The sequence below is a fragment of the Pseudovibrio sp. W64 genome (assembly GCF_001623145.1).
Taxonomy (GTDB): domain Bacteria; phylum Pseudomonadota; class Alphaproteobacteria; order Rhizobiales; family Stappiaceae; genus Pseudovibrio.
Genome location: NZ_LMCI01000018.1, coordinates 129978 through 142357, shown reverse-complemented (window position 1 = coordinate 142357; position 12380 = coordinate 129978). Strand labels below are relative to the sequence as shown.

The 12380-nt window shown below is 51.2% G+C and carries 9 protein-coding genes and 1 riboswitch; of the genes, 2 read left to right on the top strand and 7 right to left on the bottom strand.

Features of this window, described 5'->3' with window-relative positions; genetic code table 11:
• Positions 1-73: 73 nt before the first annotated feature.
• The 4 genes from PsW64_RS09450 to PsW64_RS09435 form a co-directional block, all read right to left on the bottom strand.
• Complete coding sequence (locus tag PsW64_RS09450) at positions 74-1339, bottom strand: OmpP1/FadL family transporter (RefSeq protein WP_063303438.1); 1266 nt, start codon at positions 1337-1339, stop codon at positions 74-76.
• Positions 1340-1632: 293 nt separating this feature from the next.
• The gene (locus PsW64_RS09445) at positions 1633-2736 is read right to left on the bottom strand and encodes a TRAP transporter substrate-binding protein (RefSeq protein ID WP_063289640.1); all 1104 of its coding nucleotides are present in this window, start codon (positions 2734-2736) and stop codon (positions 1633-1635) included.
• A gap of 12 nt (positions 2737-2748) precedes the next feature.
• Positions 2749-3552: a bifunctional hydroxymethylpyrimidine kinase/phosphomethylpyrimidine kinase gene (thiD, locus tag PsW64_RS09440; RefSeq protein ID WP_057462664.1), complete on the bottom strand. Its 804-nt coding sequence runs from the start codon at positions 3550-3552 to the stop codon at positions 2749-2751.
• The gene (locus tag PsW64_RS09435) at positions 3552-4307 is read right to left on the bottom strand and encodes a hydroxyethylthiazole kinase (RefSeq protein ID WP_063303437.1); all 756 of its coding nucleotides are present in this window, start codon (positions 4305-4307) and stop codon (positions 3552-3554) included. Before PsW64_RS09435 ends, thiD begins: the two co-directional genes overlap by 1 nt.
• A 41-nt stretch (positions 4308-4348) precedes the next feature.
• Positions 4349-4457, bottom strand: a riboswitch (TPP riboswitch).
• A gap of 210 nt (positions 4458-4667) precedes the next feature.
• Here PsW64_RS09435 and PsW64_RS09430 point away from each other — a divergent pair.
• A complete protein-coding gene (locus PsW64_RS09430; RefSeq protein WP_057462693.1) occupies positions 4668-4904 on the top strand; it encodes an Lrp/AsnC ligand binding domain-containing protein in 237 nt (78 codons plus the stop codon).
• 70 nt (positions 4905-4974) lie between these two features.
• On the opposite strand, the gene PsW64_RS09425 is transcribed toward PsW64_RS09430, so the two are convergent.
• Positions 4975-7278, bottom strand: coding sequence for a xanthine dehydrogenase family protein molybdopterin-binding subunit (locus PsW64_RS09425; protein WP_063303575.1), 2304 nt, complete (start codon positions 7276-7278; stop codon positions 4975-4977).
• 402 nt (positions 7279-7680) lie between these two features.
• On the opposite strand from PsW64_RS09425, the gene PsW64_RS09420 reads away from it, so the two are divergent.
• A complete protein-coding gene (locus PsW64_RS09420) occupies positions 7681-8655 on the top strand; it encodes a DMT family transporter (protein WP_057462666.1) in 975 nt (324 codons plus the stop codon).
• Positions 8656-8724: 69 nt separating this feature from the next.
• Here PsW64_RS09420 and PsW64_RS09415 read toward each other — a convergent pair whose 3' ends face one another.
• Both PsW64_RS09415 and ade read right to left on the bottom strand, forming a co-directional pair.
• Positions 8725-10392 carry a long-chain-fatty-acid--CoA ligase gene (locus tag PsW64_RS09415; protein WP_063300935.1) on the bottom strand — a complete coding sequence of 556 codons (1668 nt, stop codon included), beginning with the start codon at positions 10390-10392 and terminating at the stop codon, positions 8725-8727.
• Between the two features lie 241 nt (positions 10393-10633).
• Positions 10634-12349: an adenine deaminase gene (gene ade, locus PsW64_RS09410; RefSeq protein ID WP_063303574.1), complete on the bottom strand. Its 1716-nt coding sequence runs from the start codon at positions 12347-12349 to the stop codon at positions 10634-10636.
• Positions 12350-12380: the final 31 nt, after the last annotated feature.

Below are 12380 nucleotides of genomic sequence, written 5' to 3'. Positions count from 1 at the left end.
CGGTTTTCGGATAAAGATACGCAAAAACAAAGACTAAAGCAGTTCAGGTGATTCAGCTTAAATGCGAACTGCTTTAGAACTTCAAACGTGCACCAAAGCTGATGATGTCAACATTGGTGTCATTGACCGGCCCTTGAATGGTAATGCCCTCATAGAACGGGTGGTCCGGATTGATGTTGATGTTTGAGCTTTCTGGAAAGATATGCGAGTAGCCAAAATCAACTTCCAGCCAATCCTCGTAGAAGTAACTCACCCCAGCACTCAGCCAGAACCGGTTTGAATCAGGCAGTCGCGGTGTCCGGTTCGCTTCGTCAATTGGAGACCACTCATAAGCCAGCCCAAACCGACCAGTGATGTTCTGAGTGAAATCATACTCCGTACCAAGCGAGATGAAGTAGCCGTCGTTGTATTGGAATGGTAACTCGGAAACCACCTGATCCTGCAGATTGAACACCGGGAAGGTGCTAAACCGTGACCAATGCGTCCATTCAAACGTACCCATCCCGCGCCAGCGCTCATTCAATACCTGCTGGAAGGAAACTGTCACAGTCTCTGGCATAATGATGTTGGAACGAATTGGAGTTGGCGTGCCACCACCGACCACAAGCCGCCCCTTAAGGTTGTGCTCAATGGGCGAGCGATACCCAATACCAAGCTGAGTGCCTTCCCACGGCTTAAAAAGAGCTCCAAGGGTTGCCCCAAATCCGAGATTGTAGTCTTCGCCGCGCAGTTCCGCAGTTGGTGAATTCGCAGCAATTGGCGGAACACCCGTCGCAGACTTCAGCCTCACTTGCAAATATTGAAGCTGCCACCCAACCCCAACAGAGAATTTTTCGGTGACTTCATAAGCCGCCATCGGCGTAACATTGACAGAAAGCACACGGGAAGACCGCGCATAGACCTGCCCCGCCCATTCAATTTGAGGTTTGGTTTCAAAGCCATAAGGTGCATTGGAACTGACGCCAAGAGTAAGGCGGTCATTAATCTTCCAAGTGCCATATCCTGCTGGCACCCAGGCATCCACCCCAATATCACCTGAGGAGTAAGGAACTCCAGTAATTGGACCAAATCCATCAATTGTCGCCGTATCCAGATCAATCGTTGCGCGTGGAAACACAAATGTCTGCGAAGTTTCCACCTGGACACCGTCATGACCAGTCATGGTCGCCGGGTTCCAGTACATACTGGAGAGGCTTTTGGAGACAGTTGCATTTCCCGCAAAGGAGAGCCCCTGATACCACGCAGATTGCTCACGAACAGCAAAAGCACCGGCAAATGCATCAGACGCAATCAGCAAGGAAGAAAGGCTAGCGATCGTAATGGGTAAATATCTGGACATGCACGGTACTTTCTGTTCTCAAGAAAACATTCAAGTAGTGCCATGATCAACCTACGAGTTACTTATTGATTCGGCTCTCTTCCTCATGATTGAAAATATTAAAGAGTAATTGCACTGGCATATTTAAAGGTATGAGACGTCGACTTCATAAAACAACAATGCCCAGCTCACTTACAATCACTTGGTTATTCGCATTTCAGGCAGGTACACTGAAACATTTTCTGTGACAAAACTTCCGCATAACAAAAGGCCCTCCAAATGGAGGGCCCTTCAAACGCGATTTGATCTGCCAGTTAACTTCTTGCAGAGATGTTTTTGCCCAGTGAAAGAGCGCTCCACCCCGCCAGAAGCTCCTGCGCTTCTATGTAACTCTCATAAATCTTACGAGCTGTTTTGTCTTTCTGGGTATAGATATCCAGCACCTCAACACTGGTTTCCTTCAATGCTGCAAGAACCTCTTCCGGGAATTCGCGAATCTCTACCCCATGCTCTTCCTGCAGCACCTTAAGGCTCGCTGCATTCTGCGCATTGGCCTCAGAAAGCGCCAAGTCAGCTTCCACACGGCAAGCCTCTTCAACCACCGCCTGAAGCTCAGCTGGCAAACCTTCCAAAGCAACCGCATTCACAATTGCCTCACCGGTGCCGTTTGGCTTATTAAAGCCCGGACCGTAGTAGTATTTGACCAGTTTATGGAAGCCCAGCGCACTGTCTGTCCATGGACCGAGAAACTCTACACCATCCACCACACGCGTTTGCAGACTGGTGAAAATCTCGGAAGCTGGAATGTTGACCGGAGTAACACCAAGCTTGCGCATGATTTCACCACCAAGACCTACCATGCGCAGTTTGCGCCCTTTCAGGTCATCCAGCGTCTCAACAGGCTCACGATACCAGCCCGCCATGGTAGGGCCAGCATTACCAGCCATAAACGGCTTCACACCAAACGGCGCATAAAGCTCATCCCAAAGTTCCTGTCCACCCATCTGGTCCACCCAGGCAGTGTGCTCCTGAGGCAGCAGACCGAAAGGAACAGTCGTAAAAAACACCGAACCCGGCATCTTGCCAGCCCAGTACAAAGCAACTGAATGGCCCATCTGTGCAGTGCCGCTTGAAACAGCGTCAAACACCTCAAAAGCCGGAACCAGCTCACCTGCAGCAAACAGGCGCACACGCATCCGACCATTACTCATAATGTTGATGCGATCACAAATGCGTTGCGCAGACATGCCTGGGCCCGGCAGGTTCTTGGGCCAGCTGGTCACCATGCGCCATTCGATCACCGGATCAGCATCCTGAGCCAGTGCAGGTGCAGCAAGTGCAGCGCTACCGGCAACCGCCCCAGCAGTTAGCCCCAGCGCCTGACGGCGGGTCAGATTGTTTTCTTTGTTCTTGGTCATTATCTCCGCCTTTTATTCAGACCAGAATTCATGGAAATGGTGCACAGGCCCATGTCCCTCGCCTACGTCAAGCGTATCCGCAGCTTTAATCGCCTGACTAATATATTCTTTCGCTTCGCCAATGGCATCTTGCAGCGCCAACCCCTTGGCCAGTTCCGCCGCAATCGCAGAAGACAGGGTACAGCCAGTCCCATGTGTATTCTGCGTTTTATGTCTTGGCGCCGTATACCACCTCTCCACATCACGGGAGAGGAAGAGATCATCACAGGTATCATCAGATCCGTGTCCGCCTTTCAGCAGAACCCCGTTAGCACCCATGTCCAGCAGCAGTAACGCTTGTCTGTGCATGTCTTCACGGGATTCAGCTACCGGCTGGTCCAGCAAAAAGGCCGCTTCCTGCATGTTCGGCGTAATCAACGCCGCCATGGGAAACAGCTTCTGCTTCAGGACCGAAACGGCGGAGTTTTGCAACAAAACATCACCAGAAGTTGCAACCATCACCGGATCAAGGATGACGCGCTTAACATTATATTCCGCCAGCTTTGTGGCAATAACAGCGATAATCTCTGGCTGTGAAAGCATGCCGATTTTCACGGCATCCACCTTCAGGTCAGAAAAAACAGCATCCATCTGCTCTGCCACAAATGCTGGCGGCACATCATGAATACCTGTCACACCTTTGGTATTTTGGGCCGTCAGTGCAGTGATGACACTAGCCCCATAGACCCCACGAGCCGAAAAGGCCTTCAGGTCTGCTTGAATTCCGGCACCACCACCGGAATCCGACCCTGCAATTGTGACTGCAATCGCACTCATTAGGCCAATACCCCACCTTTATTATTCATTGTTTCGAGCTTGAGACGCTCGTTGAACTGGTCAGCCTTCAAGCCATAAAGGGTATCGATGAAAGCTGGAGTGAAGCTTCCCGGTCCGTTCGCCTGCTCTGCGGCAATCTCGCCGCATACACCATAGACAGCAAGCGCAGCAAGCACGGCAAGTTCCTTATCTGGCTCGGTAGCGGCAAAACCAGCCAGCACACCGCCCAGCGCACAGCCAATGCCAGTCACCTTGTCCATATAAGCATGCCCATTGCCCACGGTATAGGTCGTCTCCCGGCCAAACACAGCGTCTTCAATACCGGTGCGCACAATCAGTGCGTTCTCGGTGACAGCTCCACTCAGCCCAGCGCTCTCAGTCATGTTTGCTTTAAGGATCGAAACATTCTCTTTCAGAATATCTTTCGCAAACTCCATGCGAATGTCTGACCGATCTACTTTAACCGGGTCCAGAACCACGGGCATAGATTTTTTGGCAGCCCCTTCAAGCCCAAGCCGAATACCATGTCGCCTCTTTCCATCCAGCGTACCAAGATTGAGGAGCAACCCGTCAACACTCTCGACAAATGCAGGAATTTCATCATGGGCCGCTGTCATGGAAGGCACAATGTTACAAGCCAACATGATGTTCGCGGTAAGGCTCTGCGCAACAGAGTTCGTCAGGCAATGAACCCGAACACCACGCTCACGCACGCTCTCAAAGACTTCCCAGAGATTTTCACTTGTGTAGGACATTTGTTTTCGCTCCCCTATAGATTACGGCGGGAACGATTACCTTGGTACTCATCCCAATTCCCTCCGCCGGCACAATCCGGATCAGGTTCTAGGAGTTGGCTTTGCGCCTCTCAGCCCGTCAGTCACTTCCGAGCACCCCCATTGGTTAGAATTTTTTGCTAGCAAACAAGAGAGCGAACTGCAAGCGGAAACGAGAGGCAGCGACAAAAGGCAACTGGGGGTAGATTTCGCATAAAAAACGCAAAAGCTTGCAAAAAAACGCAGCTTCAACGCAAAATGCTCACAAAACAACGCAAACTCAAATTTGAGCGCATCCCTGAAAGACAAATCAGCCTTTCGGGACAGAAGGATAGCAGATTTATGATTCCGTTCTTTGTACAGATCAAATGCCAGCTCGGAAAAACCTATCAGGTTGCCAACGCCATCGCAGACGCGGAAGTCGCCTCCGAGATCTACTCCACCTCCGGGGATTTCGACCTGCTGGCCAAGTTCTACATCGATGATAACGAAGACATCGGACACTTCGTTGCAAACAAAGTTCAGGTCTTCGAAGGCATCCAGGACACCAGAACCATCATCACTTTCAAAGCGTTCTGATACCTACGAAAACAGGCGGGACACCAGCCCGCCTGCACAATCTTATTTCAAGCTTTACGATCTTGATAGCTTAACTCTGAGCGTCCTGAATAGCGCTCCAGACAGCAACCGGCGTCGCGGGCATATCTATATGCTCAACACCTGCATTCTTGCGCAGTGCATACTGCACAGCATTCATCACCGCCGGCGCCGCTCCAATAGAACCAGCCTCACCAGCCCCTTTGATGCCCATCGCATTTGTCGTGGAAGGAACATTGCTCGTCGAGAAGTCGAAATTCGGCAAATCATCAGCACGTGCAACATGATAGTCCATGAAGGACGCTGACAGCAGCTGCCCGGTTTCATCATAAACCGTGTTCTCACAAAGCGCCTGCGAGATCGCCTGCCCCGCACCACCATGCACCTGACCAGCCAAAAGCATCGGATTCACCGTCACGCCAAAATCATCCACGATCACATAACTGACCACGTCCGTCTTGCCCGTTTCCGGATCAATCTCCACCTCACACACATGCGTGCCATTGGGATAAGTACATTCATCCTGCATGACTTTTTCCGCTGCATTCAAGGTCTCCGGTTGCGAACCAGCCACATCAACAAGGCTGACTTGCTGGTCGGTACCAACCACGCGCACCTGCCCGTCTTCCAACGTCAGATCCCCAACACCAACCTCAAGCTTTTCACTGGCGATCTCTTTGATCTTCTTAACCAGCGTTTCAGAAGCCGCTTTCACAGATGGCATTCCAATCGGAATGGACCGCGATCCACCGGTACCACCGCCAGTCGCAACACGGTCCGTATCTCCCTGAACCATCTCAACCTGGTCAAGCTGCAAACCAAGATGTTCTGCAATGACTTGGCCATAAGCGGTGGCGTGCCCCTGACCGTTGCTCTGCGTTCCAATCAGCAAAGTAACGCTGCCGTTCGTGTTCAGCTCAAGCTTAGCTTCCTCACCACCGGCAAAGGCACAGGCCTCCACATAGGTCGATAGCCCAACACCGCGATACAAACCTTTTGCCTTGCTCTCCGCTTCACGCTCCGCAAACGTCGAATAATGAATCTCGTCCAGCGCCTTGGTCAGGTGAGTTCCAAAGGAACCCGTATCATACATGCGGCCAAGCGCTGTCGTATAAGGCAGAGCAGCGTCGGGGATAAAGCTCTGACGGCGGAACTCCGCCGGATCCATACCCATCTCATGCGCAGCTTTGTCTGCCAGACGTTCCATCAGATAAAGCGCTTCCGGACGCCCTGCCCCTCGGAACGCATCCACCGGCACTGTATTGGTATAAACGCCTGTCGCTTCCACCCATGTTGCGGGGATATCGTAAAGACCGGGGGTCATGGTGATGCCGATCTGCGGAATACCTGGGCCAAATTCGTGCAGGTAAGCCCCCATATTTGCAAGCACATGCACCTTGAGGCCGATCATCTTGCCGTTTTCATCAAGCGCTAGCTCAGCCGTGGATACATTATCCCGGCCATGCGCATCAGACATGAAGTGCTCAGTACGCTCTTGAAGCCATTTCACGGGATGACCAAGACGTTTTGCGGCAATCAGGCAAAGCGGATATTCAAGATAGGTGAACATCTTGGTTCCAAAACCACCACCCACATCAGGTGTCACAACGCGGATATCTTTAGGGTCGACGTTGAGTATGTTCTTGGCAATCAGATCACGCATCCCATGACCGCCCTGCGTTCCAGTGGTCAGCGTATACCTGCCGCTCTCACCATCAAACTCGCCAATACAAGCTCGCGGCTCAATCGCATTGGACACCAGACGGTTGTTGATCACCTTGATCTTGGTAACATGATGCGCATTCTGGAAGGCCTCTTCCATCGCCTCCTTGTTACCCATGCCAATGTGAAAGGCCTCATTAGACCCATGCTCAGGCCACACAAGCGGAGCGCCGTCTTCTAAAGCTGCTTCAGTTCCGATTGCCGGATCAACATCCTCGTAGTCAACCTCAATCGCCTCCATCGCAGCCCGCGCTTGCTCCACCGTATCGGCAACAACAAACGCAAGAGCATCACCAACAAACCGGGCTGTATCAGAGCAAAGAACTTCACGATGAGGCACCCAGTGCTTCGTCCCATCCAGCTGCCGAAGCACGGCTTTACACGGGATAGAGTTCGTCCCTTCAATATCCGCAGCAGTCAGAATAAGCTGCACACCATCCATAGCCCGTGCTTCATCCACTCCCTCTAAGGTGAACTTGGCAAACGCGAGAGGAGACCGCAAAACAACGGCATGTGCTGCACCAGCCACCTTCAGGTCATCCGTGTAATGGCCCTTGCCAGAAATAAAGGCAGCATCTTCTTTTCGGCGAACGGGAGCACCAATTCCAAACTTCGGTGTAGCAACCTGATTCATGAAAACCTCAAAAATCTGGAGAGCGACCCAACACCGCACCTCCCAATACAGCTTTTTACGTATCAGCAGAGAACGTACAGTGCTTTTCTCAGGCTGCAAGTGTTTTCTGGTTCACCGCAGAGGTGTACTTTCCAGAGTAACTTAAGGTCATTATCGCATTATTTAGAGCAAATTACGGAAGGGTACTTAGAGCTCTAAGTTGTCGGCAGCTTCGTGCTTACTGTCGAAACTCTCAAGCTAAAATTTGTTTTAGAATTTGACCAAACCGCAAACATTAGGTTATTTAAGCCATACACCCATCTGATCTTTGTTACGTTGTCCGCCCCCTGGCGCACACCATTTTGCACCAGACATCGGGTCTGGTCGTTTTGATCGTATCAAGGCAGCTTCGAAAGCAGTTACATGCCTGTTCCTTCAGCAGAGCCTGAAGGCAGCTCATCATCTGCTGCGTTAAAAACAAGGTTTTCCGCAAAATGGCAAAGCCTGTCTAATAACACACGCGGCATCTGCTGGGCCCTTCTGGCAACATTCCTTATGGCCGTCATGAGCACCATCATCAAGCTGCTCGGCGATCGCTTACACGTTACTCAAATCCTTATGCTACGCCAGTTTTTCATGCTGGTGATCTCAGCACCGATCATTATCAAAGGATTTCCGGGTTCGCTCAAAACACAGGCTCCACTGCTTCACCTGGGCCGCATCCTGCTTGCGTCCTCTGCAATGTATTTCGGCTTCACCGCAGTCATTCACCTGCCGCTTGCTGAAAGCACAGTGATTGGTTTTGCACGCACGTTTTTCATCACGATCTTTGCAGTTTTCTTTCTGAAAGAAGTTATCGGCATTCACAGAATTTCGGCAACTATCCTTGGCTTCATCGGTGTGATGGTCATCGTCCAGCCCGGCACCGGCGCGGAAATGAGCATCTACAGCTTCATGGCGATCTTGGCCTCAGCCTGTGCCGCACTCGTAGGCATCATCCTGCGCAAGGTCACTCAGGTTGATCAGCCCATCACGATCTTGACCTTTCAAGCAACATTTGTGGGTCTGATCATGGCCCCCTTCGGCATCTATTATTGGGTATCAATCAACCTAAATGATGCGATCCTCCTGCTCTTGCTGGCAGGTGTCAGCTGGAGCGCTCAGATGAGCAACATTCAGGCCCTCAAGTTTGGTGAGGCCTCTGTGATTGCACCGTTTGATTATATCCGCCTTGTCTACGCGGCAATCATTTCTGTCGTAATCTTCGGCATCTGGCCGCTCTGGACCACATACCTTGGTGGCGCAATTATTGTCGCAGCTTCCCTTTACACCCTGCACCGCGAGACTGTGCTGGGCAAGAAGGTGGCAACTGGAACAGCGCCCACGAAAACGCACTAGAGCAAACGCTAAGCTCAAGCAAAAAGCCCTCGCAAATGCGAGGGCTTTTCTTTTTTCACGAAGTAGCTATCAGCTGGCGTTTTCAGTGCTGCGTGTCTTGGCAGCCTCTTCCTCAACCAGCTCTTTCTTGGAGAGTTTACCAACCATGGTCTTTGGCAGCTCCTCACGGAATTCAATCGCCTTCGGCATCTCAATCTTGGAGATGTGCCCCTTCAGGAAGTCTTTCAACTCTTCTGCAGTCGCGCTCTGACCATCTTTCAGCTTCACAAAGGCCTTCGGTGCCTGACCGCGATACCCGTCTGGAATAGCAATCACGATAACCTCAGCAACGGACGGATGCTGATAAAGCGCCTCCTCGATCACACGCGGATACACGTTGTAGCCAGAACAGATGATGAGGTCCTTGATGCGATCAACGAGGAAGATGAACCCCTCATCGTCCATGTAGCCCACATCACCAGTATGCAAGACACGGCCACCTTCCAAAGTCTTGGCGGTCTCATCAGGACGGTTCCAGTAGCCCTTCATGACCTGCGGGCCGATGATGCAAAGCTCACCTTTTTCGCCTTGTGCAACGATCTTCTCAGGCTCATCCAGATCACGAAACTCAACAGTCGTCCCCGGCATTACAACACCGATAGAACCGTCTTTGCCAGTTCCGTCCATAGGGTTAGCTGAAGCAACCGGAGAGCTCTCTGTCAGACCGTAGCCTTCCACCAGAACGCAGCCTGTCAGGGCTTCAAACTTTTGCTTCACTTCAACAGGCAGCGGCGCTCCACCAGACATACAATAGCGGATTGATGTCAGATCGTAGTTCTTCGTCAGCTCACTGTTGTTGATCGCGGTGTAAAGCGTTGGTACAGCCGCAAACAAAGTTGGCTTCTTCTTCGCAGCCAGATCAAGCAGTTCTTTCAGATCAAACCGCGGCATAAGCAGCATCTCAGCAGCGCCCAGAATGGAAAGGTTCTGCAGAACAGTCATCGCAAACACATGGAAGAATGGCAGCACACAAAGTGTCTTCTCGTAGCCGCGCTTCAAGCCACCGTAATGGCTTTCCAGCATCTCCATGTTTGACGTGATGTTGTAATGCGTCAGCATCGCACCCTTAGGCACACCAGTAGTACCACCGGTATACTGCAGGATCGCCACATCTTCCTTCGGCTCAATCTCAACCGGAGTAATGCCTTTGGACTTTGCAAGAAAATCTTTGAAGCGGATGTGAGCTTTATCAGCTGGAATGTTGGAAACATCCTTCCGCTTGAACAGCTGGAACAACAGCTTCTTAGGCTGAGGCAGAATGTCAGCCATCGGACATACAATGATGTTGTCCAGAGCACCTTCTTGACGAACAGCTTCCACACGATCATAGATCACAGAAAGATCCATGGTCACCATGATGCGTGCGCCAGAATCCCGCGCCTGAAACGCGATTTCGCGCTCAACATAAAGCGGGTTGAAGTTGACGACGACACCGCCAATTTTCATGATCGCAAAATAGAAAATGGTGTAGTACGGCGTATTAGGCAGACAAAGGCCGATCTTGTCGCCCTTCTTCACACCCATCGCCTGCAGGGCACCTGCAGCACGCTCAACGAAATCTCCCAATTCGCCGTAGCTTGTTGATTTGCCCATGAAGTAGATAGCCGGACGGTGCGCATAATTTTTGACCGTATCATCCAGATAGCTATCGATAGTACGAATTGGAAATTCCACTTGTCCCTCACGACCTGTCGCCATGCGCAGATCTCCTCCCCGAATTATTATAGTTCTTCAGACGAAGTTGACAGGAAACCGAAGCTGAGCGCCAAGGTTCATGTGCGCAACATATCAGAAAAACCTTATATCATCATGCTTTGCGTGGAATTTGCGGCAGGTTTACCATTGCGTCAACCCAGACATACGGTTGACCTTCAATGCGACACATTACTCAATTCCACTGATTTTTTCTCGAGAACCCAAGAGATATCAAAGCTCTGCTCTATTGAATGAGCTGAAAACTCGACACGTCAAAAAGCCCAAAATCAGTAATTTTAAGGTGGGGAATAACCGGAAGAGGCAAGAATGCGACCTGCAAAAACGGCTCTGGTAAAACACAATTGAGAGATTTTGCAGCTTTGCGCAGCACTTCCAAACGCTCTTTGACCACCTCAAATCGCTCCAAACTCATCAATCCGGCAAGTGGCAGTTCCATCTCAGCCAGCACTTCTTCACCTTCAGCAACCACAAATCCACCGCGCAACGCAATGCATCGGTTCACAGCAATTGCCATGGCCTCTTCATCAGCGCCAACCACACAGATGTTGTGACTGTCATGTCCAACAGAGGAGGCAATCGCACCCGATGTCATTCCAAACCCGTTTACGAACCCTGTCGCAATATTCCCTGTCTTTCCATGACGCTCCACAACAGCCACCTTGATAGCATCCTGCCCCAAATCGATCTGGGAATAATTATGATCAACGGGCAAATCCCGCTTCAGATGCTCGGTGATAATCAGCCCCGGTTTCACACCAATCACTGATGTTTCGCGCTGCGCAGGCACACGGAAGCTCTCTGCATGCACTGGTTCGGCATGGCAACTGTCCAGCAATCCTTCCGGCTCAATCAACTTGCGGCTGGCAAACAACTCATCCGAAACCACACGCCCAGCACTGATCACCTGATCCACATCACAGCTTTCTAAGTCATTGAGCAGCACAATATCTGCACGCCAACCCGGCGCAATCAATCCGCGATCTCGCAGACCAAACGCAGTGGCTGCTGACCAGCTTGCCGCACGGTAGACATCACGAGGTGCACATCCATGAGCAATCAGGCGCTTGATGAGACAATCAAGATGTCCCTCCTCCGCAATATCAAGTGGATTCCTGTCATCCGTACAAAGCGCAACAAAACTGGCCCGTTCAGGCGTCAGGACAGGCGCTAAAGCATCCAGATCTTTGGAGACAGATCCTTCTCGGATCAGGATCGTCATGCCCTTAGAGATCTTCTCCAATGCTTCTTCTGCGGTGGTCGCTTCATGATCAGTCCGAATGCCCGCAGCAAGGTAGCCATTCAAGGCTTTGCCACGTACCAAAGGCGCATGACCATCAATATGCTCCCCTTCAAACTCAGCAATCTTAGCCAAAGCATCCGGATCACCGGCCAACACACCGGGGAAGTTCATAAACTCCGCCAAACCAATAACGCTTGGATGATCCTTGAATGGCAAAAGGTCATCAATCTCCAACTGAGCACCAGCTGTCTCAAATTTAGTGGCAGGCACACAGGAAGACAGGTTCACCCGTAAATCCAGAATGGTCTCAACAGAGCTGTCGAGGAAGTACTTAATGCCAGCAGCACCGGTCACATTGGCAATCTCATGCGGATCACAAATCGCAGTCGTCACACCATGAGGCAACACACAACGATCGAACTCAAACGGTGTCACCAACGATGATTCCACATGAAGATGTGTATCGATAAAACCCGGCACGGCAATCTTGCCGCTGCAGTCGATCTCGTTCACACCGCTATAGTCATCATAAATTCCAACAATCTTCTCGCCGGAGATCGCAATGTCGGTCTTCGTCAGACTGCCGTCGATCACATTGAACAGCTCAACATTCTTCAACACCAGATCAGCAGGTACATTGCCCTGCCCCTGATCGATGAGTGTTTTTAAACCGGCAACCTTTTGCTGACGAGATCCCATGCCATTTCCTCCCAGAGGAAGCATAGGGCAT